Source organism: Streptomyces sp. G5(2025) (genome assembly GCF_049542075.1).
In the GTDB taxonomy this organism is placed as follows: Bacteria; Actinomycetota; Actinomycetes; order Streptomycetales; family Streptomycetaceae; genus Streptomyces.
The window spans coordinates 3,375,298-3,400,522 of record NZ_JBMUZT010000006.1 but is presented as its reverse complement, the minus strand read 5'-3'; the positions used below and the strand labels follow the sequence as shown (position 1 = coordinate 3,400,522).

The following is a 25,225-nucleotide window of genomic DNA, read 5'->3' as shown; positions in this document are numbered from 1 at the left end:
GGTATGCGTGGGTCGGCCTGTCGGTCGGTGGTGTGGGGGACGTCCGGGTTCTCGGGCGGCTCGGGGCGGTGCGAGCCGGTCACCGTGATGTCCCGTATCCGGCCGAGGGGTCCCCCGTGTCGTTGGCCGTCGACAGCAGTTGGAGGCCGAGGCGGAGCCTGCGTCGGGCCTCGTCCTCCGTCACGCCGAGGTCGGCCGCCGTCTGGCGGTAGTCGCGCCGCTGGAAGTACGCGAGCTCCAGGGCGTCCCGCAGCGGGGTGGGCATGGCCGTGACGATGTAGTCGGCGCGGGCCGCCGCCGAGGCGCGGCGGACCTTGCGCTCCAGGTCCTCCGTGGTGCCCTCACCGCCGCGGGCGAGGGCGGCGGCCTCCGTCTGGCGGAGCCTGCGCACGGCCCGCTGGTGGGTGAGCGTGGCGAGCCAGGAGCGCAGCGGGCCCTGCCGCGGGTCGTACGCGTCGGGGTTCTCCCAGATGTGGGCGAAGACCTCACGGGTGATGCGGTCGGCGGCGCTCTCGTCGCCGAGGACGCGGTGGGCGAGGCTGTGCACGAGCGAGGCGAAGCGGTCGTACAGCTCGCCCAGTGCGGCGGCCTCCCCATGCGCGAGCCGCTGCTGCATCCGGCGGTCCCAGCGCCGCGGCGCGTCCTTCGGCATGCGGCCCCCTCATGCGCTTGCCTCTGCTCCGACTGCTCTGACTGCTCCCGTCACCGCACCGGTCCGCCCGGTCCGGCTCCCTCCGACGGTACTTCCTGTGCAGGCTTTCCCTTGAATGTAATCGTGACCACTGACAGTTCACTCCTGTTTGCGGCAAAGCGCACCCCTCACCGGGCACCGGATGATATTGACGGTGGGCCCTGGTGTTTCATGGGAGAGGCGGTGGGGCAGCCGAAGCAGAACGAAACGTAAGGACTGCTTCCGGATCAGGGTGAGCGAGAGGGCGTGGCGCGTGACGCTCAAGGTGGCGGTGGGCCAGGAGTCCGGCTGGGCCGTGCTGCGCGTGTCCGGCGAGATGGACCTGCTGACCTCGCCCGTGCTGCGCCAGCGCGTGCACGACGCCGTGGCGGACGGCCGCCGCAGCGTCGTCCTCGACCTCTCCGACGTGCTGTTCTGCGACTCCAGCGGCGTCGGCGTACTGATCGCCACGCGCCGCCTGATCCGCTCCTGCCAGGGCCGACTGCGGCTGATCCTGCCCGCGCAGGGCGCTGTCGACGGCAGTCACGTCAACCGCGTCCTCGCGGCGCTCGGCGTGCGCAGGCTCTTCGAGGTCTTCCCGGACGTCGGGGCGGCCCTCGACGAGGACGCGACGCCGCTCTCCGCCTGACGGGCGGCCGGGCCCTCGCTGACCGCACGTCAGACGTGGCGCTTGGCCGCCGCCACAAAGGCGTTGATCGCGTCACGGGAGACCCGGCGCCGCTCCGCGAGGTCGTCGCGGTCCTCGGCCCTGTGCAGGTCGGAGACCATGTCGAGGGTCGCCCACGCCTGCCGCGCCAAGTCGTCGTCGCTGGTCAGCAACTGCACCCGGAACAGCGCCTCCTGGGCCTCGGACCGCATCTCGTACGAACGGAAGCGCGACTCCTCGCTGTCCTCGACGCGGTTCTCGTGCCGGCTGAACCAGCGGTCCATCAGGACCCGCCGGTAGTTGACCAGCGCGCCCGCGTACGCGCTGTAGGCGTCGATCCGCTCCTGCCGCAGCCTCTCGCCACGGGTGAACTCCTCCGTCCGCTCGATCGCCCTGCGCTGGAAGGAGTGCGTGACTCCCGCGCCCAGGAGGGTACCCAGCACCGCTATGACACTCGCCGCGACCGCTTCCACGGGGGACAGTGCAGCACATCACCCCTCCGGGTGGCCTCGGACGACGTACGCTCGCTGCCGGGGTACCCATCCCCTGAAGCGCACCCAACCGCGGAAGTGAGGCGGCCCGAAGACCATGGACAGTGCCGAGTACGAGCGTAGGATCGCCGCCCGGTTCGCCACCTTCGACCAGGACGGCAACAAGTACATCTCCCGTGAGGACTTCAGCACGGCGGCGGCCGCCCTGTGCAAGGAGTTCGGCGTGACGGCGCGGTCCGACAAGGGCCAGGCGCTCTACATCGGCGCCGAGGCGTTCTGGCAGGGCATGGCCGGGATCGCCGACCGCGACGGGGACCAGCGGATCACCCAGGGCGAGTTCGTGGGCGGCGCGGTGAAGCGGCTGCGGGACAACCCCGGGCGGTTCGCCGAGATCGCCCGGCCCTTCCTGCACGCGGCGATCGACATGGCGGACTCCGACGGCGACGGGGCGGTCGCCCCGGGCGAGGTCCAGCGCGCGCTCAAGGCACTCGGCGTGCCCGAGGAGCTCGCGGCGGCGACGGCCGCCGGGCTCGACGGCGACGGTGACGGCAAGGTCGTCGAGCAGGAGATCGTGCAGGCCTTCGCGGAGTACTTCACCGTGCCCGAGTGAGGGCTCCGTCACCGGCCCCGGGCCGGTGAGAAGCGCTCCCGCAGTTTGTACTTGAGGACCTTGCGCAGCGTCTCGTTGCGGGGGAGGGCCTCGACCACCTCCAGCTGTTCCGGCAGCTTGTGGGTGGCGAGGCCTTCCCCGCGCAGGTACGAGGTGACCGCGTCCAGGGTCAACGCCTGGGCTCCCGGACGCTGTTCCACGACCGCGCAGACCCGTTCCCCGCGTTCGGGGTCGGGCAGTCCGACGACCGCCGCGTCGCCGACGGCCGGGTGCCGGTGGAGCAGGTCCTCGATCTCCTTGGCGGAGATGTTCTCGCCCTTGCGGATGATGATGTCCTTGGCCCGGCCGGTGAGGACCAGGTGGCCGCTCGGCGTGAGGTGGCCCAGGTCCCCGGTGATCAGGAAACCGTCGCTGTCGAACGCGGGTGTGCTGTGGGCCGGCGCCAAGTAGCCCTGGCAGACCGCCTCGCCGCGCAGCCGGACCTCGCCGTCCGTGCCCGGGGGCACTACCTCGCCGTCGGCGCCGGTGACGCGGATCTCCATGCCGGCCGGGGCCGCCCCTCGGTCGTCGCCAGGTTCTCGGCCGTGTCGGCCGGATCGCCCATGGTGATCATCGGGACCTCGGTCATGCCGTAACCGTGGGTGAGCTGACAGCCCATCTCGCGTACGACGGCGTGGTAGATCTCCGGCGGCTTGGGCGCGCCGCCGCCCGCGAGGAGCCGCAGCGTCGGGATGACCTTCTCGCCCGGCGGCAGTTTGCGCTGCTCGGCCAGGAACATGGAGTAGAAGGCCGTCGATCCGCCCGCCACGGTCACGCCGTGCCGCCGGTAGCCGTCGAGTGCGTCCGGCAGCGCGAAGTGCTCGAACATCACCGCGGGGAAGCCGTACAGGAGCAGCATGACCGTGTAGTCGGGGCCCGCGATGTGCGCGTAGGGGAACGCCATCGAGCCGACGTCCGAGGCCGTCAGCCGCAGCGCGTGGGCCAGGCACGAGCCGCCCGCGAGCAGGGAGCGGTCGGTGTGCAGGACGCCCTTGGGGTCGGACGTGGTGCCGGAGGTCCAGTAGATCCAGCGTACGGATGTGCCGTCGGAGGGCGGTGGGGGCAGGGCGGACGGGTCGGCGTCGGGCAGTTCCTCGTACGCCTCGAAGACTCCTTTGGCGCCGAGCCGCCGCGCCATCTCCCTGTGGTCGAAGCCGCGCCACACGCCCGGGACCGCGAAGAACTCCGCCTTGGACTCCCGCAGCGCGAAGCCGACCTCGCGGTCGCGGTAGAAGGGGATGACCGGGGACTGGACGGCTCCGAGGCGGGCCAGGGCGAAGGAGAGCAGGGCCGCCTCGACGCGGGTGGGCAGCTGCCAGGCGACAACTGTGCCGGGGCGTACGCCCATGCCGTACAGCCCGGCGGCGACGCGTTCGGCGCGGTCGCGCAGGGCGCCGAAGGTGAGCGTGCGGTCGTCGGCGGGGTCGGCGGCGGCCTGGATGAGGACGGGGGCGTCGGGGGTGAGGGCGGCGCGGCGCTCGACCAGCTCCCAGAGCGTGCGGGAGGCGCCCAGTTCGTACGCGGCTTCGTGCCGTGCGGTGCTCATGTGGTCCCCCCGGGTCGGCCAGGAATGGACAGGGCGGGCGACGCTGCTGATGGCCCGTCAGATCGTGCGGAGAGCGTAGGCCGCCGCGCCTTGTCGGTCCATAGGCGCGGGGCTAGCCTGCCTTCTGACGGGTCATCAGATTGCCGGGGATGCCGGAGGGATGACCCCCTTTTCTCGCAAGGAGGGGACACCTTGACCGAGCTTCCTCGGATCGTCAGCGTCGACGACCATGTGATCGAGCCCGCGCATCTCTTCGAGACCTGGCTGCCCGCCAAGTACCGCGACCGCGGCCCGAAGCCCCTGACCGCCGGTATCGGTGAACTCGCCTACGTGGGCGGCAAGTACCAGATCACGATGGACCCCGAAGGCCCGCCCACCGACTGGTGGATCTACGAGGACCTGAAGTTCCCGTACAAGCGCAACATCGCCGCCGTCGGCTTCGACCGCGACGACATGACCCTGGAGGGCATCACGCGCGCGGAGATGCGGCGCGGCTGCTGGGACCCCGTCGCCCGCCTGAAGGACATGGACCTCAACCACGTCGAGGCCTCCCTGTGCTTCCCCACCTTCCCCCGCTTCTGCGGCCAGACCTTCGCCGAGGCCCACGACAAGGAGGTCGCCCTCGCCTGCGTCCGCGCGTACAACGACTGGATGGTCGACGAGTGGTGCGGCGACAGCGGCGGCCGGCTCATCCCGCTCTGCATCATCCCGCTCTGGGACATCGGCCTCGCGGTCGCCGAGATCCGGCGGAACGCGGCGCGCGGCGTGCGGGCCGTCACCTTCTCCGAGATCCCGACCCACCTGGGGCTGCCCTCGATCCACTCCGGCTACTGGGACCCCTTCTTCGCTCTCTGCCAGGAGACCGGCACGGTCGTGAACATGCACATCGGCTCGTCCTCCCAGATGCCCGCCGCCTCGCCCGACGCCCCGCCCGCCGTGCAGGCCGCCCTCTCCTTCAACAACGCCATGGCGTCGATGATGGACTTCCTGTTCAGCGGCGTCCTCGTCAAGTTTCCGGCACTGAAACTGGCGTACTCCGAAGGGCAGATGGGCTGGATCCCGTACGCCCTGGAGCGCGCCGACGACGTGTGGGAGGAGCACCGCGCGTGGGGCGGTGTGAAGGACCTGATCCCCGAGCCCCCGTCGACGTACTACTACCGGCAGATCTTCTGCTGCTTCTTCCGCGACAAGCACGGAGTGGCCTCCCTGGACGTCGTCGGCCGGGACAACGCCACCTTCGAGACCGACTACCCGCACGTCGACTCGACCTTCCCGCACACCAAGGAGGTCGCCCTCGACCACGTCAAGGGCCTCGACGACGAGACCGTCCACAAGCTGATGCGCGGCAACGCCATCCGCATGCTCGGCCTGGACCTGGACAAGTAGGCCGCGCGTGGACCTCACATACACCGACGAGGAGGAAGCCTTCCGGGCGGGCCTGCGGGAATGGCTCGCGACCGTGCTCCCGAAGCTCCCCGCCAGGCCCTCGCCGCGGGACTGGCCCGCACGGCGCGCGTACGACACCTCCTGGCAGCGCATGCTGTACGACGCGGGCTACGGGGAAGTGCACTGGGACGCCTCTCCCACGCAGCGGCTGATCTTCCTGGAGGAGACCGAGAAGGCGGGCGCCCCCTATGTGGGCGCCAATTTTGTCGGTCTGTTGCACGCGGGACCGACCATCGCCTCCGAAGGCACCCCCGAACAGCGGGAGCGGTGGCTGCCGCCCGTGCTGCGCGGCGACGAGGTGTGGTGCCAGGGGTTCAGCGAACCGGACGCGGGCTCCGACCTCGCGTCGCTGCGCACGCGCGCGTGGCGCGACGGCGACCACTACGTAGTGAGCGGGTCCAAGATCTGGACCTCGCACGCGGAGGTCGCCGACTGGTGCGAGCTGCTTGTGCGGACGACACCGGTGAGCGAGGCCGTGCCCAAGCACCGGGGCATCACCTGGCTCGCGATGCCGATGGGCGCCCCCGGGATCACCGTGCGCCCGCTGCGGACGCTGGCCGGGTCGACCGAGTTCGCGGAGATGTTCCTCGACGAGGTGCGGGTGCCGGTGGCGAACCGCGTCGGCGACGAGGACGACGGCTGGCGCGTGACCATGGTGACGCTCTCCTATGAGCGCGGCACCGCCTTCGTGGGGGAGGTGGTGGCCTGTCGGCGCGTCCTCGGGGAGATCGCCCGCGAGGCCCGCGCCAACGGCCGCTGGGGCGACGCGGCGTTGCGCCGCAGGCTCGGGCGGCTCGCGGCGGAGTTCACGGCGCTGTGGCGGCTCACGCAGTGGAACGTGAGCGAGGCGCAGCGCACCGGCGGGGTGCCCGGCGTGGGCGGCTCGGTCTTCAAGCTGCGGTACTCGCACGCCCGGCAGGAGCTGTACGACGCCGCCGCCGAGGTGCTCGGGGCGGGCGCCCTTGACCTCGGGCACGCGTGGAACCTCGACCGGCTGTCCTCCCTGTCGTACACGATCGCCGCGGGCACCTCGCAGATCCAGCGGAACATCGTGGCCGAGCGGATCCTCGGCCTCCCGAAGGGGCGGTGAGGGACGGCATGGATTTCCAACTCACTGATGACCAGCGGGCTTTGCGCTCCGGGTTGCGGGACATCCTGGCGGGGCGGTTCTGTCTGCGGGGCGCCGTGGACCGCGTCGACCGGGCCCTGTGGAAAGAGCTGGGCGAGGCCGGTTTCTTCTCCCTGGCCCTGCCCGAGGAGCGCGGGGGCGTCGGCCTGGGGCCGCCGGAGGCCGTACTGGCCTTCGAGGAGGCGGGAAGGGCCCTGCTGCCCGGCCCCGCGGTCGCGTCGTTCCTGGCGGCCGGGGAGGTGGAGGGTGCCGCGTCGGGGGAGGCCGTCGTGACCGCCGTCGACGGGACGCTGGTGCCCTGGCTGACGGAGGCGGACACCGTCCAGGGGGACGCGACCGGAGCCGTGGCCCTGCGCTCCGTCGACCCGCTGACACCGCTGCACCGCGTACCCGGACCGCCGCGCCCGGGCCGCGGCGCGCTGCTGTACGCCGCCGAACAGCTCGGCAGTGCCGCCCGGACCTGCGACATGGCCGTCACCTATGCCCGCGAGCGCGAACAATTCGGGCAGCCCATCGGGGCGTTCCAGGCCGTGAAGCATCTCTGCGCGCAGATGCTGGTGCGCGCCGAGGTCGCCCGCGCCGCCGTGTACGCCGCCGCCGTGACCGGGGACACGCGCGAGATCCGCGGCGCCAAGCTGCTGGCCGACGACGCCGCCGTACGCAACGCCCGCGCCTGTCTTCAGGTGCACGGCGGCATGGGGTTCACGTGGGAGTCGGAGGTGCATCTGCACCTGAAGCGGGCCTGGGTGCGGGCCGAGCTGGGACAACGGGCCGACGAGGCCGAGGAAGCGCTTGCGGCCGCGCTGTGACAGGGGGTGGTGACGCTACGGAGCGTTGACGGAGCGTTGATACCGGGTTGTGTCCTGCGCGAGAGTCGTCACGGCACGGAGTCGGTCTCCGCCTCTAGTACCTTGTGTCAGATGCGAGTGGTTCTGAGGCCGAGCCATCCCGGTGCCGCCCCCGCGGCGGCTCCGGGCCCGGCGACGCGCGCCGCTCGCCGTGCAGGACCGGGCCTCGGGCCCGTCTGTTCGACCCCCCGCGCTACGCGTCGCACAGTATGCGGCACGCGTACTCCTTCGCGCTGGAATATGCCCGAAGCGCTTGTTGGGGTGACTGAACGTCAATCATGCTGTCTCCTAAGGGGATCACGTTCCGTGACCCCGTGGAGTCGCGAGGCGATGTGTCCGCCGGTTCGGATGGTGTGAGCGGTGCAGGTGCTTCAAGTGCAGCTGGAGGTCGGGGCCGACCCCGCGGAGGTGGGGCGGGCCAGAAGATGGGCCCGTTCCCGACTGGCGGGCTCGGGCATAGAAGTCGACGAGCCGGTGGCCGAGACGCTGATCCTGCTGATCTCGGAACTCGTCACCAACGCCGTTGTGCACACGGGCTGTCCGGCCGTCCTGCGCATGCTCCTCCCCGGAGTCCCCGACGACGTGCCGGGGACGGTCCGGGTGGAGGTGGCCGACCGCAGCGCCCGCCCGCCCAGGCAGCGGCACGCGGAGGGTGACGACACCAACGGCCGCGGCCTGGAGCTCGTCGACGGTCTCGCCGACCGCTGGGGCTGGCAGCCCGAGGGCGGCGGCAAGAGCATCTGGTGCGAGGTCGACCGGTGCGAGGCCGGGGTCGCCGCGGTGACTTTCGACGGGGCGTCGTACGGCGACACGGACGCCGATGCCGACGTGGCGTACGAAGCCGTCTGAAGCCTGGCGGGAGCCTTCCGGCCCTGAGCCCGTACGCGCCGTCGTGTGCCACGATGCGCGCACCCGTGCGCGGGTGAGATAAATCGGGCATAGACCGTTAATCCCCGGCAGGGTGTTGACGTACCGTGTCCGATTGATCACGCTTGTGTGCAGCGATTCGCCGCGAGGGGACGTCGAGGGTGCTCGGTGACGGAGGCCCTTGACGAGATGTGGATCGCATTGTCGGCGTCGGTCCCCTCGGGGTCATGAGGGCAGTGTCGAGCGCCGAGCCGGATGGCGGCGCGCGGTATCGCGCTCGGGGCGGAAGCCGACGCGCCGCCGTACTGGCGGTGCTGTGCCGGTGTCACAGCACCGCCACCGGCGCCACGGGCGTCCCCGTCCCGCCGACGAACGGCTCGGGCATCGCGGAGAGCAGGAAGGCGTAACGGCCCGCTTCTGCACAGGCTGTGGACAACTTCTCCAGATTCCAGTTCTGGCCCTGCATCATCCCCATCTCGACCAGGTGGAGCGCGTGCACGGGCAGCCACAGGTTCTCGATCTCCGGCGGGAAGATCTCGAAGGTGAGGGTGTCGTCGGCGACCGCCGCCACGTCCCGCGCGTGGAACCACTCGGGTGTACGGAGCGAGAGGCCGGGGGACGGGTAGCCGTACGCGTGTCTGTCGCCCGCCAGGTAGACCTGGATCTGTCCCGTGCGGACGAGGACGATGTCGCCGGCGCGGACCGTGACGCAGCCGAACTCGGCTGCCTCGTCCAGGTCTTCGGGCGTCACGGCGTGATCGCCCGGCAGCCGGTCGAGCCCCTTGGCGCGGGCCACGTCCAGCAGGACACCGCGCGAGACGACGTACGGAACCTTGTCTATGCCGCTGAACCGCGCGCCCGTGTGGGCCGTGATGGTGTGCGCGGGTCGGCCGTTGTAGATCTTCCCGGAGTGCGACGCGTGGGTCAGGGCGTCCCAGTGGGTGGCCGTCTGGAGTCCCATCGTCACCGCGTCGTCGCTGGTGGCGACCGTGCCGGGGCCGAACAGCTCCTGGTTGATCTGCACCATGGCGTGCAGGGGGTTCACGCGGCCCGGGATCAGGCCCGTCTGGACGCCGTCCTCCTTGAGGGGTAGCGCGAGCGGGACGCGGCCCCCGGAGCGGACCTCGGCGGCGGCCGACCGTACGACGTCGTCGGTGATGAGGTTGAGCGTGCCGATCTCGTCGTCGGCACCCCAACGGCCCCAGTTGTTCACGCGTTTGGCGATGTCGCGGAACGCGGGCGGCATCGACGTGCCGGTGGTGTCGGGGTCCGACATGAGTCCTCCGCGGGGCTTGTCTTCCGGTATCCGGCGGGCCATAGAATCTAACGGTCCGTCAGAAAGCGCGGGAAGGGGCCGGCGTGGGAAAATTCTTGGCAGGCAAGGTGGTGGCCGTCACCGGCGCAGGGCGCGGCATCGGCAGGGCCGTCGCCCTCGCCGCGGCGGCCGAGGGCGCGAAGGTCGTCGTCAACGACTACGGCGTCTCCATGGAGGGCGGCGAGCCGACCGGCGAGGTGGCCGAAGCCGTGGTCAAGGAGGTCCGGGCCGCGGGTGGCGAGGCCGTCGCCGTCGCGGACGACATCTCCACCATGGCGGGCGGGCAGCGGATCGTCGACGTCGCGCTCGTCGAGTACGGCCGCCTCGACGGGGTCGTGTGCGTCGCCGGGATCCTCCGCGAGCGAATGCTGTTCAACATGTCCGAGGAGGAGTGGGACCCGGTGCTCGCCACCCACCTGAAGGGCACCTTCACCGTCTTCCGGGCCGCCTCGGCGGTGATGCGGAAGCAGGGTTCCGGCACCCTGATCGGGTTCACCAGCGGCAACCACCAGGGGTCCGTCGCGCAGGCCAACTACAGCGCGGCGAAGGGCGGGATCATCTCGCTGGTGCGCAGCGCCGCGCTCGGTCTGCACAAGTACGGGGTGACCGCCAACGCGGTGGCCCCTGTCGCCCGTACGCGGATGTCCGCCAACGTGCCCATGGAGCTGAAGGAGATCGGCGAGCCGGAGGACGTGGCGGCCTTCGTCGTCTACCTGCTCAGCGACCGGGCCCGCGAGGAGAAGATCACCGGACAGGTCTACACGATCGCCGGACCCAAGATCGCCGTATGGGCGCAACCGCGGGAGCTGCGCGCCGGGTACGCGGACGGGGCCTGGACCCCGGAGAAGATCGCCGACTTCCTGCCCGGCACGGTCGGCACCGACCCCATGCCGCTCCTCGCGCAGGTGGAGGCCATGGCGAAAGCGGCGGCCGGCAAAGCGCGGCCGAACGCGTAGGCGGGGAGGGGCGGGGCGGTGGATTTCGGTTTCGGGCCCGACGACGAGGCGTTCCGCGGGGAGGCGCGGCGCTGGCTCGCCGCACACCTCACCGGTGGTTACGGGGGTGTGCGGGGGCGTGGTCGGCCCGGCAGCGAGCACGAGGGCGTGGCGGAACGCCGCGCTTGGGAGCGGGAGTTGGGGCGCGGGGGCTGGATCGGCCTCGGCTGGGGCAGCGACGCGTACGGCAACCGGCGGGCCACGCTCACCCAGCAGGTCGTGTGGGCCGAGGAGTACGCACGCGCGCGGGCGCCGGGCCGCCACGGGCACATCGGCGAGAACCTGCTCGCGCCGACGCTCCTGGCGTACGGCAGCAAGGAGCAGCGCGAGGAATTCCTGCCGCCGATCGCCCGGGGCGAGGTGCTGTGGTGCCAGGGGTACAGCGAGCCGGGCGCCGGGTCCGACCTGGCGGGGGTGCGGACGCGGGCCGTGCGGGACGGGGAGATGTACGCCGTCACCGGGCAGAAGATCTGGACCTCGCTGGCGCACGAGGCGGACTGGTGTTTTGTGCTGGCGCGCACGGAGGAGGGGTCCCGGGGGCACCGGGGGCTTTCGTTCCTGCTGGTGCCGATGGACCAGCCGGGGCGCGTGGAGGTGCGGCCCATCCGGCAGCTGACCGGGACCAGTGAGTTCAACGAGGTCTTCTTCGACGGCGCACGCGCGCGTGCCGGCCATGTGGTGGGGGGCGCGGGGCAGGGTTGGCGAGTCGCCATGGGGCTGCTCGGGTTCGAGAGGGGGGTCTCGACGCTGGTCCAACAGATCGGCTTCGCGCAGGAGTTGGCGGCGGTCGTGAGGGAGGCGGTCGCCTCGGGGGCGGTGCGGGATGCCGTGGTGCGGGAGCGGTTGGAGCGGTTGTGGGCGGAGTTGTGGGTGATGCGGTGGAATGCGTTGCGGACGTTGGGGGGTGCGGGTGCGGGTGCGGGTGCGGGTGGAGGTGCGGGTGCGGGTGTAGGTGCGGGTGCGAGGGCCGGTGGAGGTGCGGGGGCGGTGGTGGAGGGCGGGGCTCCGAGCGTGGCCAAGTTGCTGTGGGGGCGGTGGCATCAGGGGCTGGGGGAGCTGGCCGTGCTGGTGCGGGGCGCGGCGGGTGCCGTCGGGCCCTCGGACTGGTCGGCGGACGCGCCGTACGAACTCGACGAAGCGCAGCGGCTCCATCTGTTCACCCGCGCCGACACCATCTACGGCGGCTCGGACGAGGTACAGCGCAACATCATCGCCGAGCGTGTGCTCGGCCTGCCGAGAGAGGCCAGGGAGCCTCGGTGAGGGGTGCGTGGTGAGAGGTGTCGTCTTCGACGGGGAGCGGGCCGAGGTCGTGGAGGACCTGGCCGTCCGGGACCCGGGGCCCGGCGAGGTGCTGGTCGCGGTGGCCGCCGCCGGGCTGTGCCACAGCGACCTGTCCGTCATCGACGGGACCATTCCGTTCCCGTCGCCCGTGGTCCTCGGGCATGAAGGGGCGGGCGTGGTGGAAGCGGTGGGGGCCGGGGTCACGCATGTGACTCCCGGGGACCATGTGGCGCTGTCCACCATCGCGAACTGTGGTGCGTGCGGTGAGTGCGGGCGCGGGCGGCCGACCATGTGCCGACGGGCCGTCGGGCGGCCCGAACGGCCCTTCTCGCGCGGCGGTGAGCCGGTGTACCAGTTCGCTGCCAGCTCCGCCTTCACCGAGCGGACCCTGGTCAAGGCCGTGCAGGCCGTGAAGATCCCGGAGGACGTGCCGCTGACGTCCGCGGCGCTGATCGGGTGCGCGGTGGTCACGGGCGTGGGGGCGGTCCTCAACCGGGCCCGGGTGGCCGCCGGGGAGACCGTGGTCGTCATCGGCGCCGGGGGTATCGGGCTGAATGTGTTGCAGGGGGCCCGGATCGCCGGGGCGTCGGTCGTGGTCGCCGTTGACGCGAACCCTGACAAGGAGGGCGTCGCCCGGCGGTTCGGTGCCACGGAGTTCTTCGGGTCGGTGGAGGCGGTGCGGGAGGTGCTGCCGCAGGGGGCCGACCATGTCTTCGAGTGCGTGGGGCGGGTCTCGCTGGTGCGGGAGGCCGTGGATCTGCTGGACCGGCACGGGCAGGCGGTGCTGCTCGGGATGCCGGGGGCGGCGGAGGAGGCGTCGTTCGTGGTCGCCTCGCTCTTCTTGGACAAGGCGATTCTCGGGTGCCGGTACGGGAGTTCGGCGCCGCAGCGGGATTTCACCCTGTACGCGCGGTTGTACGGGGAGGGGCGGCTGCTGCTGGATGAGCTGGTGACGGCGACGTACGCGGTGGAGGACTTCGGGAAGGCGGTGGCGGATGCGGAGGGGGGGAGGGTGGCTCGGGCGGTGCTGACGTTCTGAGCGATGCGTTGTGGTTCGGACGGTCGCCCGGTGCGGCGCCGTCTCCGGCGCCTCATCGGCCGTGGGGCGGGGCCGCGCCGGTATGTCCGTCCTCGCTATCGCCTGCGTTGCCGCCCTGTGCTTCGGGGCTCCGTGGGGTGCTTGCCGTGCTCCGGGCGGACATACCGGCACGTCCCCTCCCGTCGTGAAGGCGGCTGCGGGTGGTGGGGGCGCGGTCTCAGGCGGTGGTGACGTCGCGGAACGTACGGCGGTAGGTGGTGGGGGTGACGCCGAGTGCGGTCTGTAGGTGTGCTCGCATCGACTGGGCCGTGCCGAAGCCGGCGTCCCGTGCGATCCGGTCGACGGAAAGGCCGCTGGACTCCAGCAAGTGCCGTGCTCGCTCGACGCGTTGCTGGGTGAGCCACTGGCCGGGGCTGACGCCGACCTCCTCGCGGAAGCGGCGCGTGAAGGTGCGTACCGACATCGACTCCTGCGCCGCCATGTCCCGCAACCGCAGCGGCTGGTCGAGGCGGCCCAGCGCCCACGCCCTCGCCGTCCGTGTGGTCGCCAGCTGCGGCTCGGGGACCGGGCGCTGGATGTACTGGGCCTGGCCGCCGTCGCGGTGGGGCGGTACGACGGTGAGGCGGGCCACGTCGTTGGCGACCGCCGTGCCCTGGTCGCGGCGTACGAGATGGAGGCAGAGGTCGACGCCCGCGGCCACGCCCGCCGACGTCAGCACGTCGCCGTCGTCGATGAACAGCACGTCCGCGTCGACCTTGACGCGCGGGAAGAGCCGCTGGAAGTGGGCCGCCGACGCCCAGTGCGTGGTCGCCGGACGCCCGTCGAGGAGGCCGGCGGCGGCGAGGACGTATCCACCCGTGCAGATCGAGACCAGGCGGGTGCCCGGCTGGATGTAGGCCAGCGCGGCGGCCAGCTCGGCGGTGAGCCAGGCCCTCCTCGTAGACCGGGCCCAGTTCGTACGACGCGGGGACCACGACGGTGTCGGCGGTGGCCAGCGCAGCGGGGCCGTGTTCGACGAGGATCACGAAGTCGGCGTCCGTACGGACCGGGCCAGGCGGCCGGATTGAGCAGGTCAGGACCTCGTAGAGAGGGCGGCGTGCGGTGTCGCGCGCGCGGCCGAAGATCCGCTGGGGGATACCCAGTTCGAAGGGGATCACGCCGTCGAGGGCGAGGACCACGACGCGGTGCCGCCGGGTTGTCCGTGCGTGGGATCCTCCGGAAGCGGCCATGGCCCGATCCTAGCGAACGCTGTCCCTCGGGCCACTCGTTCGGGAGCGGGCGAGTGCCGATTCTTGTGACGTGACCCAGACAACCGAACCGAGCGCCGAGGTGGGCCGTACCAGCCAAGTGGGCGAGACGGTTCCGCCGTCCGAGGGCTCCGGCCGCCGCGCTCCCCGTATCCACCGCGCCTGGTTCGTCGCCGCCGTCACGTTCGTGACGATCATCGGCGCCGCCGCGTTCCGTTCGCTGCCGAGCCTCCTCATCGACCCGCTGCACGACGACTTCGGCTGGTCGCGCGGGACCATCGGGCTCGCCGTCTCCATCAACCTCGCGCTGTACGGGCTCACCGCGCCGTTCGCCGCCGCGCTCATGGACCGCTTCGGCATCCGCAGGGTCGTCGCGACCGCCCTGATCGTGATCGCCCTGGGCTCCGGGCTGACCGTGTGGATGAACCACGCCTGGCAACTGCTGCTCTACTGGGGCCTGCTCGTCGGGCTCGGCTCCGGTTCGATGGCGCTCGCCTTCGCCGCGACGGTCACCAACCGCTGGTTCACCGAGCGGCGCGGCCTGGTCACCGGCATCCTCACGGCCGCCTCCGCCTCCGGCCAGCTGATCTTCCTGCCGCTCCTCGCCTGGATCGTCGAGAGGTACGAGTGGCGGCCCGCCGCAGTGACGGTCGCGCTCTCGGCCCTCGTGGTCGTCCCCTTCGTATGGCTGCTGCTGCGCGACCACCCGGCGGACGTCGGTCTGAAGCCGTACGGGGCCAAGGAGTTCGTCGCGAAGCCGCCGCCCGTCCCGGGGGCCGCCCGGCGCACGATGACCGTGCTCTTCGGGGCGGCCCGCACCGGACCGTTCTGGCTCCTCGCGGGCAGCTTCGCGATCTGCGGCGCCTCCACGAACGGCCTGATCCAGACCCACTTCGTGCCCGCCGCCCACGACCACGGCATGCCCATCAGGGCCGCGGCCTCGCTGCTCGCCGTCATCGGCGTCTTCGACATCGTGGGGACGATCGCGTCGGGCTGGCTCACGGACCGCTTCGACGCGCGGCGCCTGCTCGCCGTCTACTACGCGCTGCGCGGCGTCTCGCTGCTCTTCCTGCCGATCCTCCTCGCCCCGAACGTCCACCCGCCGATGATCTTCTTCATCGTCTTCTACGGCCTGGACTGGGTCGCGACCGTCCCGCCGACCCTCGCGCTCTGCCGGGAGCAGTACGGCGACGACAGCGCGATCGTCTTCGGCTGGGTCCTGGCCTCGCACCAGGTCGGCGCCGCCGTCGTCGCGTTCCTCGGCGGGGTCGTGCGGGACACCTTCGGGTCCTACGACGTCATCTGGTACGCCTCCGGGGCCCTGTGCGCGGCGGCCGCGCTGATGGCGCTGGTGATCCGGCGGCGCGACCCGGCGGCCGCCCCCGCCCTCACGGTGTGAAGCGGCCGAACCTGCCCTGGTGGAAGAGGAGCGGCCCGCCGGCGTCGTCGCCGTCGGCGGTGCCCAGCGCGTCCACCCGGCCCACCACGATGAGGTGGTCACCGCCGGTGTGCACCGCCTGGATCGCGCAGTCGACCCAGGCGGGCGCCGGCCAGGCGGGGCGAGCCGGACACGGGCGCCGCGTCGTACTCCACCCCGGCGAACTTGTCCGCGCCGCTCACGGCGAAGGCCCGGCACAGCTCGCCCTGGCCGGCGCCGAGGACGTTCACACAGAAGACGCCCGCGCGCGCGATGCGCGGCCACGTCGTCGAGGTGCGCGCCACCATGAAGGTGACCAGCGGCGGGTCCAGGGAGAGCGACGAGAAGGACTGGCAGGCGAAGCCCGCGGGCCCTTCGCCTGCCGCGAAGGGGGGAGCCGTGATCACGGTGACGCCCGTCGCGAAGTTCCCGAGGACGCGGCGGAACTCGCCCGGATCGAGCGGGGCGCGCTCGTCGTCGCCCACCGCCCGCAGCTCGGGGCGCGGCAGCGTTTCGAAGGGGCCCGTGGTGGTGGGGGCCCCGACCGACCTGAGGTAGCGGACGGCGGTGGCCGCCATCCCTGCGTGTCCCATCACACCGACCATTGAAGCTGACGGGCCGTCAGATAGGAAGGGTGCGGTGACGACCGGACGTGGACGATCGGCGGTACGGAATCCGCCCCCGAACTGTTCGTGCGGTTCGGCGACCCGGACTCACCGGACATCGAGCGGTTGGTGCGCAGCCCCCCGCGCCGGGCCCGGTCAGCGCCCCCGGTAGCTGGGGGCGCGGCGCTCCACGAAGGCGGCCACGCCCTCGTGCGCGTCCGCCGTGGTCATGTTGATCTCCTGGGCGTTCGCCTCCGCCGCGAAGGCGGTCGCGCGGTCCGACTCCAGGGAGGCGTTCACCAGCTGCTTGGTCAGGGCGAGGGCGCGGGTCGGGCCCGCCGCGAGGCGCCGCGCCCACTCCCGCGCGGTCTTCTCCAGGTCCTCGGCCGGTACGACGCGGTTGACGAGGCCGAGCCGTTCCGCTTCGGCGGCGGACACGGAGTCCCCGAAGAACATCAGCTCCTTGGCCCGCCGCGGCCCGATCAGGCGTGGCAGCAGATAGGCGCCGCCGCCGTCCGGCACGAGACCCCGGCGTACGAACACCTCGATGAACATGGCCGGTTCGGCGGCGATCACCAGGTCGCACGCGAACGCCAGGTGGGCGCCGATGCCGGCCGCCGTGCCGTTCACCGCGGCGATCACCGGCTTCTCGCAGTCCAGGACGGCGGAGATCAGCCGCTGGGCGCCCCCTCTGATGGTCCGGGCGACGTCACCGGGCACCCGCTCACCCGTGGCGGGCGCGCCGCGCAGATCGGCGCCCGCGCAGAACCCCTTGCCGGTGGCGGTGATCACGACGGCTCGCACGGCGGGGTCGCCGGAGGCCGCGTCGAGCAGCGCGATGACGCGTTCGCGCTGGTCCCGGGTGACGGCATTCATGGCCTCGGGCCGGTTGAGCGTGATCCACGAGACGGCGCTGTCAGTGGCGTGGAGTATCAATGAGTCGAGGGGTTCGGGGGAGGCCGTCGGGTCGGGGGAGGACGTCGTCATGGGGGAGTGGCTCCGTTTCGCACGACGGTGCGCGGTGGGGGTGGCGGTGGCGTGGGCGAGGGCGCTTGGGGTGGCGCGGGCGGTGGGGGGTGTCTTTTCCAGTGGCTCCTCAGCGGCAGACGGCGAACGCGTCGAGTGCGACGGCCCCCTGCCCCCGGGGCAGCACCATCAGGGGGTTGATGTCCAGCTCGGCGAGGTCGTCGCCGAGTTCGAGGGCCATGCGCTGGACGCGCAGCACGACCTCGACGAGCGCGTCGACATCGGCGGGCGCCGCCCCCCGGACCCCGTCCAGCAGGGCACGGCCCCGCAGCTCGGACAGCATCGCCTTCGCCTGGTCCTCCCCGAAGGGCGGCACCCGCACCGCCGCGTCCCGGAGGACCTCGACGAGTACGCCGCCGAGCCCCACCGTCACGGTCGGCCCGAAGAGCGCGTCGTGCGTGACGCCGACGACCATCTCGACGCCCCGCTCGACCATCTGGCAGACCAGCACACCGTCCAGCGGCACGTCCTCGTAGCGGGCGATGTCCGTCAGCTCCCGATAGGCGTCGCGCACCTGGCTGGCGGAGGTCAGGCCGATCTTCACCAGGCCCAGCTCGGTCTTGTGCGCCAGCTGGGGGCCCGAGGCCTTCATGACGACCGGGTAGCCGACGAGCCCGGCCGCGCGGACGGCCGCCGCCGCGCTGGTCACCAACTGCTCACGCGGTACGCGGATCCCGTACGCGCGCAGCAACTGTTTCGCCGCGTGCTCGCTGAGCTGCTGGCCCGGCCGCATCAGGGCCTGCGCCTTGCGGAAGGAGGGGGAGGGAGTGCGCGGCGCCTCATCGAAGGGAGAGCGGTAGCCGGCCGTGAAGCGGTGGTGGTCAAGATGGGCGCGCACCGCCGTGATGCAGTTGGCGAAGGTGCGGAAGGTGGCCACGCGCGAGGAGCCGAGCAGCGTCCGGCGGTAGGCGTCCTCGGTGCCGACGGGCGAGCCCCACACCACGCACACCAGTTTGTCCGTCTCCTCCGCCGCGTCCACCAGGTCCTGCGCGAGCTTGTCGCTCATCGGCGGGAAGGGCCCGGTGATGGGGCAGATGAGCACCCCCACCTGCGGATCGTCGAGGATCGCGTCGATGATCTTCCGGCCGCGCCAGTCGCCGACGGGGTGCCCGCCGTTGTCGATGGGGTTGGTGACACTCAGGTACTCCGGTATCCACTGGTGCAGCTCCGCCTGCTTGGCCTCGTCGAGCGTCGGCAGGGTGAGGCCCGCCTCGGCCGCCAGGTCCGAGAAGTGCGCGCCCGTGCCGCCCGAGATCGAATAGACGGCGACGCCCTCGGCCGACGGCCTGCGGGCCCGCGCCAGCAGGGCGGAGGTGTCCTGGAGTTCGTCGAGCCCGTCGACGCGGATGACGCCGAACTGCCGCATCGCCGCGTCCACCACCGCGTCGGCGCCGGTCAGCTTCCCGGTGTGTGAGGCGGCCGTGCGGGCGCCGGTCTCGGTCCGGCCGACCTTGACGGCGACGACGGGGACGCCGCGGCGGGCCGCGCGGTCGGCGGCGAGCAGGAAGGCGCGGCCGTCCTTGAGGCCCTCGACGTAGCAGGCGATGGCGCCGACCTCGGGGCGCTCGGCGAAGTAGGAGATGAAGTCGGAGGTCTCCAGGTCGGCCTCGTTGCCGGTGGGGGCCCAGTGGGAGAGGCGGATGCCGAGTTCCTGGAGGGTGAAGACGGGGCGGCCCTGGTGGCCGGACTGGGTGATCAGCGCGATGGCGGGGCCTTCGAGGTCGTCGCGGAACTCCTCGAAGGCGTTGAGGTTGGTGTTGGGTCCGAGCAGCCGCAGGCCCGAGCGTCGTACGGCGGCCGCGAGGCGGGCCTGGGCGGCCGCGCCGCGCTCCCCCGTCTCGGCGAACCCGGAGGCGAACGCCACGGCGAACCGCACCTTCGCCTCGGCGAGCTGCTCGATCACCGGCAGCGGATCGGCGACCAGCAGTACGGCCAGATCGACCTGTTCGGGCAGGTCGGCGACGGAAGGGGAGCAGGGGATGCCGAAGACCTCGCGGCGGGCGGGGTGCACGGGGTGGAGCCGCGCGCCGACCCGCTCGGCCCAGGCGATGAGTCGGCGGGTGATGCCGGCGCCGGGCCGTCCCTCGGCGTCCGAGGCGCCGATGACGGCGATGGACTCGGGGCGGAAGAAGCGGTCCAGGTCGGGCACGTCGGCGTGCAGCGGCCGGCCGCTGACGTCCAGGTCGTCCGCGGTCGGGGCTCTGCCGTGGACGGTGGGGGAAGTGAGTTCGCCGCAGGCCACGACACGCGCGCGGCGGGGGTCGGTGGTGAAGGTGCCGTGTGTCGATCCAAGCATCGGTCCGCCCGCTCCTGTGTGACAGCACTTACCTGATGACCAGTCAGATTACTGAACTGACGTGGCGTCAGGAATGGGGGTGCAGGCAAAGATGAGGTTCCCCCGCGGGGCGCTGCGGGGGCGCTGCGGGGCGTGGCGCTGTGCTTGGGGTGGAGGGGTGTGCTGGTTCTACGGAAGCGTAGGTTTCGGGTGTTGCCAAGGTGGCGATTCGGCCGGGGTGGGGCGGGTTGGGGTTGGGGTTGGGGTTGGGGTTGGGGTTGGTTTTCGGGTGCGGGGCGGTGAGGGCTGGTCGCGCAGGTCCCCGCGGCCCTTGCAGGGCTGGTTGGGTCTTGGCGATTCTTTTGGCGATCTTCTCGGCGTCTCGGGAGAGTTCGCGGAGGGTGCCGCTGATGGGGGTGGTGAAGCCGGTGAAGTAGAGGTTCGGGGCTTGTTTTGGAGGGTGGGGGCCGTGGGCTGTGGGGTGGCCGTGTTCGTCGAGGGTGCCCAGGGCGCCCAGCAGGCCTTCCAGGGCGCTGCGGTAGCCGGTCGCCGCGATGACGGACTGCGGGGCGATCCGCGTGCCGTCGGCCAGGACCACCTTGCCGTCCTCGAAGGCCTCCACGGCGGCGACGGGCTCGACCGTGCCCTTGCGTACGGCGTCGATGAGGCCGACGTCCTGCACCGGGATCGCCCCTTGCCCGGCCCGCGAGAAGAGGCCGGTGTCGGGGCGCGGCAACCCCTGCGCCGACAGGTCGGGGACGGAGACGCGGGCGACCAGGGCCGCGAGCCGGTCGGCCAGGAACACGGGCAGCCTGCGGCACAGGATGCCCGAGCGCTGCGCGGGCCACCCGGCCGTGGAGCGGCGCACGATGTGCGGGGCGGTGCGCACCGCGAGGCGGACCCGGGCGGCGCCGCCCTCGGCCAGGTCGACGGCGATCTCGGCGCCGGTGTTCCCGACGCCGACGACCAGGACGTCCTTGCCGGCGAAGGGGCCCGGGTGGCGGTAGTCGCGGGCGTGCAGGAGGTCACCGGCGTACGCGTCGCGGCCGGGCCAGTCGGGCAGGCGGGGGGTGTGGTTGCGGCCGGTGGCGACCACCACCGCGCTGCCGGTCAGTTCCCGGCCGCCGGTCGCGCGCAGCAGCCAGCCGGTGCCGTCGGCGGTCCGTTCCAGGCCGGTGACCTCGACGCCGGTGACGACGTCGAGGGCGTGGTGTTCCGCGTACGTCTCCAGGTAGCGGATCACGTCGCCGCGTGACACCCACCGGCCGGCCGACCGTGGGATCGCGAGCCCCGGCAGGGCGGAGAGGCGGCGCGTCGTATGCAGGTGGAGGCGGTCGTAGTGGCCGCGCCAGGAGGCGCCGACGCGCTCCGACTTCTCCAGGACGACCGCGCGGACACCGCGTGCGCGCAGTGCCGCGGCGACGGCGAGTCCGCCGGGGCCGCCCCCGATGACGTACACGGGGCGGTCCTGCCGGGGCGCCTGCGGAGCTGTCGAGTCGGACATGACTGGAGAGTAACCGCGCGCTCACTTGATGGGTGACGGTCAAGTCCGGAACCGGTTGCGAATCGATCACGGGCCCGCGCGGCGTCCGCCCCTTGCGGATCCGCCTGCCCGTGCGCTGAACTGACGTACCGTCAGGAACGTCGTCGCGACCGCCGAAGTGGGAGAGGCCACGGAATGGACTCGATCTGGCTCGCCGGTGCCGAATGGCTCGCCGTGCTCCGCATAGGCCTTGGCCTGTGGTGGCTGGAGAGCTGGCGCCACAAGGACAAGAAAGGCTGGTTCGAGCGGGGTACGGGCATCGCCTGGGCGTCCGACGTGGCCGCCAAGCACAAGTGGCACGCGGTCCGCAGCGGCTTCGACACCGTCGTCGCGCCGCGCCCGAAGACGATGGCGTACGTCGTCGTCTACGCCGAACTCGCCCTGGGGCTCGGCCTGATCGCCGGCTTCCTGACCCCGATCGCCCTGGTCGGCGGTCTGCTCCTCAATCTCCTCTACCTCGTCCTCATGATCCACGACTGGGCCGAGCAGGGGCAGAACGCGATGATGGCGCTCATCTCGCTCGTCGCCCTCTTCGCCATGTCCTGGCAGACCTGGTCCCTCGACGACGCGTTCGGGCTCTTCCGGTGAGCCCGGGGAGTACGGAGGCGAGTGCCGGGCCGCGCTTCGACCTTCCAGAACCCGACGCCTTCACCCGCCCCTACTGGGACGCGACGGCCGAGGGGCGGCTGCTGATCCGCCGCTGCGGGGCGTGCGGGGCGGCGCACCACTATCCGCGCGAGTTCTGCCCGCGTTGCTGGAGCGAGGACGTCACCTGGGAGCGGGCGAGCGGCCGGGCCACGCTCTACACATGGTCGGTGGTGCACAGGAACGACCTGCCGCCGTTCGGCGCGCGCGTCCCGTATGTCGCCGCGGTCGTCGATCTCGCCGAGGGGCCGCGGATGATGACGGAGGTCGTCGATTGCGGGGCGGAGGCGCTGCGGATCGGGATGGGGCTGGAAGTGGCGTTCCGGGAGGCCGGGGAGTTCGCTGTGCCGGTGTTCAGGGTGGGGGAGGGAGTGGGGGCGCAGGCCTGATCGCGGGCGTGATCGCGGGCGTGATCGCGGGCGTGATCGCGGGCGTGATCCGGGGGAGCGGGAAATTCTTTGTGGCCGGTGGGTGGCGCGCGGGATCATGGGCCATGTCCATCGATCTGTGTTCCCCCTGGCGGCTGACCCACGACCTCGACGGCTTCCACGCCCGCACCGAGAAGTTCCTGCACTCCGAACCGGCCCTCCACACCGCCCTCCTGAGCGTCACCGAAACCCTGCGCGTGCGGGGACTTCATGTGTACGGGGAGGGGGCACCCCAGTTCGGTACGTACGTCGATGCCGATGCCGATGCCGATGGCGGGGCGGGCCGCGTTCGGGGGGCCTTTCTGCGGACCCCGCCGCATCGGATGACCGTCTCGTCCGTCGGTCCCGAAGTCGCCGACGCCCTCGCCCGGCAGCTCGCCGAGGCCGCCCCCGACCTGCCGGGAGTCGCCTCCGACCAGGACACCGCGGAGGCCTTCGCCCGGTCCTGGGAGAAGTACACCGGGGTGACGGCCACGCTCAGCACCCGGCAGCGGCTGTACCGGCTCGATGCCCTCACGCCGCCCGAGCCCGCCCCGCCGGGCCGCGCCCGGGTCGCCGGCGGAGGCGATCCGGACGTCCTGGCGCGCTGGTACCTGGAGTTCTGCGAGGCCGTGGGGCAGCGGCCCGGCATGGACGCCCAGGAGTGGGCACAGACCTGTATCGCCTATGGAGGCGTCACGCTCTGGGAGGCCCCGGACGGGACGCCCACCGCGATGGCGAGCGTGACCCGCCGCACCGCGGGACAGGTCCGCGTCGCCACCGTGTACACCCCCGCCGCCCTTCGCGGCCGGGGCTACGCCGGTGCGGTCACCGTGGCCGTCACCCGCGCCGCCCTCGACGCGGGCGCCGCCGAGGTCCTGCTCTTCACGGACCTCGCCAACCCGACCAGCAACGGCCTCTACCAGCGGATCGGCTACCGCCCCGTACGGGACTTCGCGCAGTACGACTTCAGTGGGTGAGGGCGGCCCGGGTTTCCGGTGACGTCGGGGCTCAGGGCCAGAGCAGCTCCCGGGTCCACTCCCCGGCGGCGGCTGCGCCCCGGCCCTGGTTCTGGCCCTGGCCCTGGTCCCTGCGGTACCGCAGCCGCACGTGCCGCCGCCGTTCGTCGCCCTGGAAGAACTCCGCCTCCACGGGTTCCAGGACGTACAGCGTCCAGGTCGGCGCGTCCGCGTCCGGTTCGGCCCGGGCGCGGTCCCAGGCGGCGGCCGAGGCGCGGGCCAACTCATCGCAGGAGCTGAGGGGTTCGCTCTGGCGGCCCACCAGGGCGGCGGCGAGGGCACCCGTCGAGCGGGCGTGCAGGTCGGCGAGGCTCTCGGCGTGCGGGGCCGTGGTGACCCGGCCCCTGATCCGGATCTGCCGGCCCCGCGACGCCCAGTAGAAGTGCAGGGCGGCCTCCGGGCGGGCGGCGAGCTGGCGGCCCTTCCGGCTGCTCGCGTGCGAGGCGAAGTGCCAGCCGCGGCCGTCCGCGTCGTGCAGCACCACGGTCCGCACGTCGGGGCCGCCGTCCTCGGCGACCGTCGCGAGGCCCATGGTGTGCGGCTCGGCCTGCCCGGCGGCCACCGCCTCCGCGAACCACGCGTGGAAGAGAGACAGCGGGTCGGCGGGCGCCCCGGCCGGGTCGAAGGCGGGCAGCGCGACGTCCCACACACGCTGCGCCCGCAGCAGCTTCTGGAAGGGGGTCGCGGGGCCGGCGGCATGGGGTGCGGAGGGCTGCGGCGGGGTTCCGGGTGTCGTCATGCGCCGATTGTGACGCGCGCGGCACGGGGGTGCTGCACGGGTGCCCTGCGGGTGCCTCAGCCCCGCCCCAGCACTACCGTCCCCGAGGAGCAGAACCACCCGCCCGTGCCCGATGCCACCGCGAGCTCGGGCAGCGTGCCGTCAGGGCGTCTGACCTGGCCCGCGCCCGCTTGGCCGCGTAGTTGCCGGGCCGCCTCCACCAGTAGGAACAGGCCCCGCATGCCGGGGTGCTGGGCGGAGAGTCCGCCGCCGTCCGTGTTGGTCGGGAGCTCTCCCGTGCGCAGCAGACGGCCCTTTTCCACGAACGCGCCGCCCTCGCCCTTCCCGCAGAAGCCGAGGTCCTCCAGCGTCACCAGCGTCATGTAGGTGAACGCGTCGTAGATCTGGGCCACGTCGATGTCCTGGGGCCGCACCCCCGCCCGCTCGAAGGCGAGAGCGCCGCTCACCGCCGCCGGGGAGACCGTGAAGTCGTCCCACTCCGACATCGTCGTGTGCGAGACGTGTTCGCCCGCGCCGAGGACCCACACCGGCTCCGACGCGCAGTCCGCCACGTACTCCTCGGCGGCGAGCAGCACCGCGCAGCCGCCGTCGGAACGGATGCAGCAGTGCAGCTTGGTGAAGGGGTCCGCGATCATCGGTCCTGCCAGGACCTCGTCCACCGTGATCGGGTCGCGGAACATCGCGTCCGGGTTGGCGGCCGCGTTGGCCCGGGCCTGGACGGCCACGGAGGCGAGCTGTTCCAGCGTCGTGCCGTACTCGTGCATGTGGCGGCGCGCGGCCATCGCGTACTTGGCGATCAGGGAGTGTCCGTACGGGATCTCGAACTGGGCCGGGCCCCGCGCGCCGAAGGAGAGGTTCGATGTGCGGCGCCCCGCCTTGATGTCCGCGCGGGCGGTCGAGCCGTAGACGAGGAGTACGGCGTCGGCCCGTCCCGCCGCTATCGCCTCCGTCGCGTGCGCGGCCATGACCTCCCAGGTGGAGCCGCCCACCGAGGTGGAGTCCACCCAGCGGGGCCTGAGGCCGAGGTACTCGGCGACCTCCACGGGCGCCAGCGTGCCGAGGCCCGCGGACGCGAGCCCGTCGACCACGTCGCGGCCGAGACCGGAGTCGGCGAGCGCCCGGCGGGCCGCCTGGGCGTGCAGGGCGTAGGGCGTGGCCTCGTCGACCCGCCCGCAGTCCGAGAGGGCGACACCGACGACGGCGACCTTGCGGGGAGTGGAGCGGGAGGAACGCGGGGCACCGGCCATATATCTGACGGTACATCAGATAGTGGTGACGTGAGGAGGGTGTCACCGCTGGGGGGCAAGCCTGTGGCGGCGTTCGTCCGGGCTCTGTGCATCTCGGCGCCCCGGGCCTAAC

At 72.3% G+C, this 25,225-nt stretch carries 20 protein-coding genes and 4 pseudogenes; 13 read left to right on the top strand and 11 right to left on the bottom strand.

The window, feature by feature from the left end; all coding sequences use genetic code 11:
• Window positions 1-79: 79 nt before the first annotated feature.
• Complete coding sequence (locus ACOBQB_RS26150; RefSeq protein WP_423594813.1) at window positions 80-652, bottom strand: sigma-70 family RNA polymerase sigma factor; 573 nt, start codon at window positions 650-652, stop codon at window positions 80-82.
• A 292-nt stretch (window positions 653-944) separates the two neighbouring features.
• On the opposite strand from ACOBQB_RS26150, the gene ACOBQB_RS26145 reads away from it, so the two are divergent.
• Window positions 945-1,319 carry an STAS domain-containing protein gene (locus ACOBQB_RS26145; protein ID WP_423594811.1) on the top strand — a complete coding sequence of 125 codons (375 nt, stop codon included), beginning with the start codon at window positions 945-947 and terminating at the stop codon, window positions 1,317-1,319.
• A 29-nt stretch (window positions 1,320-1,348) separates the two neighbouring features.
• Here ACOBQB_RS26145 and ACOBQB_RS26140 read toward each other — a convergent pair whose 3' ends face one another.
• On the bottom strand, window positions 1,349-1,780 hold the full coding sequence (locus tag ACOBQB_RS26140; protein ID WP_423594809.1) for a hypothetical protein: 432 nt from the start codon (window positions 1,778-1,780) through the stop codon (window positions 1,349-1,351).
• 145 nt (window positions 1,781-1,925) lie between these two features.
• Between ACOBQB_RS26140 and ACOBQB_RS26135 the strand changes: the two genes are divergently transcribed.
• On the top strand, window positions 1,926-2,438 hold the full coding sequence (locus ACOBQB_RS26135) for an EF-hand domain-containing protein (protein ID WP_423594807.1): 513 nt from the start codon (window positions 1,926-1,928) through the stop codon (window positions 2,436-2,438).
• An 8-nt stretch (window positions 2,439-2,446) separates the two neighbouring features.
• Here the strand turns inward: ACOBQB_RS26135 and ACOBQB_RS26130 are convergent.
• A pseudogene (locus ACOBQB_RS26130) lies at window positions 2,447-4,023 on the bottom strand (AMP-binding protein).
• Between the two features lie 192 nt (window positions 4,024-4,215).
• Here ACOBQB_RS26130 and ACOBQB_RS26125 point away from each other — a divergent pair.
• The 4 genes from ACOBQB_RS26125 (at window position 4,216) to ACOBQB_RS26110 (ending at window position 8,295) form a co-directional block, all read left to right on the top strand.
• Entirely contained in the window at window positions 4,216-5,409 is a 1,194-nt protein-coding gene (locus tag ACOBQB_RS26125) for an amidohydrolase family protein (RefSeq protein WP_423594805.1), read from the top strand.
• Window positions 5,410-5,416: 7 nt separating this feature from the next.
• A complete protein-coding gene (locus tag ACOBQB_RS26120; RefSeq protein WP_423594803.1) occupies window positions 5,417-6,559 on the top strand; it encodes an acyl-CoA dehydrogenase family protein in 1,143 nt (380 codons plus the stop codon).
• Between the two features lie 8 nt (window positions 6,560-6,567).
• Window positions 6,568-7,407 (top strand): acyl-CoA dehydrogenase family protein, encoded by an 840-nt coding sequence (locus ACOBQB_RS26115; protein WP_423594801.1) that lies wholly within the window; start codon window positions 6,568-6,570, stop codon window positions 7,405-7,407.
• A gap of 399 nt (window positions 7,408-7,806) precedes the next feature.
• Window positions 7,807-8,295: an ATP-binding protein gene (locus ACOBQB_RS26110; RefSeq protein ID WP_423594799.1), complete on the top strand. Its 489-nt coding sequence runs from the start codon at window positions 7,807-7,809 to the stop codon at window positions 8,293-8,295.
• A 343-nt stretch (window positions 8,296-8,638) separates the two neighbouring features.
• Here ACOBQB_RS26110 and ACOBQB_RS26105 read toward each other — a convergent pair whose 3' ends face one another.
• Window positions 8,639-9,589 (bottom strand): cyclase family protein, encoded by a 951-nt coding sequence (locus ACOBQB_RS26105; RefSeq protein ID WP_423594797.1) that lies wholly within the window; start codon window positions 9,587-9,589, stop codon window positions 8,639-8,641.
• Between the two features lie 83 nt (window positions 9,590-9,672).
• On the opposite strand from ACOBQB_RS26105, the gene ACOBQB_RS26100 reads away from it, so the two are divergent.
• The 3 genes from ACOBQB_RS26100 to ACOBQB_RS26090 are packed head-to-tail and all read left to right on the top strand — an operon-like array spanning window position 9,673 to window position 12,943.
• Window positions 9,673-10,584 (top strand): SDR family oxidoreductase, encoded by a 912-nt coding sequence (locus ACOBQB_RS26100; RefSeq protein ID WP_423594795.1) that lies wholly within the window; start codon window positions 9,673-9,675, stop codon window positions 10,582-10,584.
• An 18-nt stretch (window positions 10,585-10,602) separates the two neighbouring features.
• Window positions 10,603-11,883: an acyl-CoA dehydrogenase family protein gene (locus ACOBQB_RS26095; RefSeq protein WP_423594793.1), complete on the top strand. Its 1,281-nt coding sequence runs from the start codon at window positions 10,603-10,605 to the stop codon at window positions 11,881-11,883.
• Window positions 11,884-11,893: 10 nt separating this feature from the next.
• Window positions 11,894-12,943: a Zn-dependent alcohol dehydrogenase gene (locus tag ACOBQB_RS26090; protein WP_423594791.1), complete on the top strand. Its 1,050-nt coding sequence runs from the start codon at window positions 11,894-11,896 to the stop codon at window positions 12,941-12,943.
• A 217-nt stretch (window positions 12,944-13,160) separates the two neighbouring features.
• On the opposite strand, the pseudogene ACOBQB_RS26085 reads toward ACOBQB_RS26090, so the two are convergent.
• Window positions 13,161-14,172, bottom strand: a pseudogene (locus ACOBQB_RS26085) (GlxA family transcriptional regulator).
• A 118-nt stretch (window positions 14,173-14,290) separates the two neighbouring features.
• On the opposite strand from ACOBQB_RS26085, the gene ACOBQB_RS26080 reads away from it, so the two are divergent.
• Window positions 14,291-15,589, top strand: coding sequence for an MFS transporter (locus ACOBQB_RS26080; protein ID WP_423598764.1), 1,299 nt, complete (start codon window positions 14,291-14,293; stop codon window positions 15,587-15,589).
• On the opposite strand, the pseudogene ACOBQB_RS26075 reads toward ACOBQB_RS26080, so the two are convergent.
• The 4 genes and pseudogenes from ACOBQB_RS26075 to ACOBQB_RS26060 form a co-directional block, all read right to left on the bottom strand.
• Window positions 15,579-16,185, bottom strand: a pseudogene (locus ACOBQB_RS26075) (flavin reductase family protein). The gene ACOBQB_RS26080 and the pseudogene ACOBQB_RS26075 overlap by 11 nt on opposite strands.
• A gap of 183 nt (window positions 16,186-16,368) precedes the next feature.
• Complete coding sequence (locus ACOBQB_RS26070; RefSeq protein WP_423594789.1) at window positions 16,369-17,199, bottom strand: enoyl-CoA hydratase/isomerase family protein; 831 nt, start codon at window positions 17,197-17,199, stop codon at window positions 16,369-16,371.
• A gap of 109 nt (window positions 17,200-17,308) precedes the next feature.
• On the bottom strand, window positions 17,309-19,534 hold the full coding sequence (locus tag ACOBQB_RS26065; protein ID WP_423594787.1) for an acetate--CoA ligase family protein: 2,226 nt from the start codon (window positions 19,532-19,534) through the stop codon (window positions 17,309-17,311).
• Window positions 19,535-19,862: 328 nt separating this feature from the next.
• Window positions 19,863-21,017, bottom strand: a pseudogene (locus ACOBQB_RS26060) (flavin-containing monooxygenase); the annotation flags it as partial.
• Window positions 21,018-21,191: 174 nt separating this feature from the next.
• Between ACOBQB_RS26060 and ACOBQB_RS26055 the strand changes: the two are divergent.
• From ACOBQB_RS26055 to ACOBQB_RS26045, 3 genes are all read left to right on the top strand, one after another.
• The gene (locus tag ACOBQB_RS26055; protein WP_423594785.1) at window positions 21,192-21,644 is read left to right on the top strand and encodes a DoxX family protein; all 453 of its coding nucleotides are present in this window, start codon (window positions 21,192-21,194) and stop codon (window positions 21,642-21,644) included.
• Window positions 21,641-22,090 carry a Zn-ribbon domain-containing OB-fold protein gene (locus ACOBQB_RS26050; RefSeq protein ID WP_423594783.1) on the top strand — a complete coding sequence of 150 codons (450 nt, stop codon included), beginning with the start codon at window positions 21,641-21,643 and terminating at the stop codon, window positions 22,088-22,090. Before ACOBQB_RS26055 ends, ACOBQB_RS26050 begins: the two co-directional genes overlap by 4 nt.
• Before the next feature lie 104 nt (window positions 22,091-22,194).
• The gene (locus ACOBQB_RS26045) at window positions 22,195-23,088 is read left to right on the top strand and encodes a GNAT family N-acetyltransferase (protein WP_423594780.1); all 894 of its coding nucleotides are present in this window, start codon (window positions 22,195-22,197) and stop codon (window positions 23,086-23,088) included.
• Window positions 23,089-23,119: 31 nt separating this feature from the next.
• Here the strand turns inward: ACOBQB_RS26045 and ACOBQB_RS26040 are convergent, their stop codons facing one another.
• Window positions 23,120-23,866: a pyridoxine/pyridoxamine 5'-phosphate oxidase gene (locus ACOBQB_RS26040; RefSeq protein WP_423594778.1), complete on the bottom strand. Its 747-nt coding sequence runs from the start codon at window positions 23,864-23,866 to the stop codon at window positions 23,120-23,122.
• Window positions 23,867-23,922: 56 nt separating this feature from the next.
• Entirely contained in the window at window positions 23,923-25,113 is a 1,191-nt protein-coding gene (locus ACOBQB_RS26035; protein ID WP_423594776.1) for a thiolase C-terminal domain-containing protein, read from the bottom strand.
• Window positions 25,114-25,225: the final 112 nt, after the last annotated feature.

Bases quoted from the DNA above. Each gene is read 5' to 3' on its own strand.
- ACOBQB_RS26150 (WP_423594813.1), bottom strand. From the start codon at position 652: ATGCCGAAGGACGCGCCGCGGCGCTGGGACCGCCGGATGCAGCAGCGG.
- ACOBQB_RS26040 (WP_423594778.1), bottom strand. From the start codon at position 23,866: ATGACGACACCCGGAACCCCGCCGCAGCCCTCCGCACCCCATGCCGCC.
- ACOBQB_RS26045 (WP_423594780.1), top strand. From the start codon at position 22,195: ATGTCCATCGATCTGTGTTCCCCCTGGCGGCTGACCCACGACCTCGAC.
- ACOBQB_RS26135 (WP_423594807.1), top strand. From the start codon at position 1,926: ATGGACAGTGCCGAGTACGAGCGTAGGATCGCCGCCCGGTTCGCCACC.
- ACOBQB_RS26105 (WP_423594797.1), bottom strand. From the start codon at position 9,589: ATGTCGGACCCCGACACCACCGGCACGTCGATGCCGCCCGCGTTCCGC.
- ACOBQB_RS26035 (WP_423594776.1), bottom strand. From the start codon at position 25,113: ATGGCCGGTGCCCCGCGTTCCTCCCGCTCCACTCCCCGCAAGGTCGCC.
- ACOBQB_RS26065 (WP_423594787.1), bottom strand. From the start codon at position 19,534: ATGCTTGGATCGACACACGGCACCTTCACCACCGACCCCCGCCGCGCG.
- ACOBQB_RS26055 (WP_423594785.1), top strand. From the start codon at position 21,192: ATGGACTCGATCTGGCTCGCCGGTGCCGAATGGCTCGCCGTGCTCCGC.
- ACOBQB_RS26115 (WP_423594801.1), top strand. From the start codon at position 6,568: ATGGATTTCCAACTCACTGATGACCAGCGGGCTTTGCGCTCCGGGTTG.
- ACOBQB_RS26070 (WP_423594789.1), bottom strand. From the start codon at position 17,199: ATGACGACGTCCTCCCCCGACCCGACGGCCTCCCCCGAACCCCTCGAC.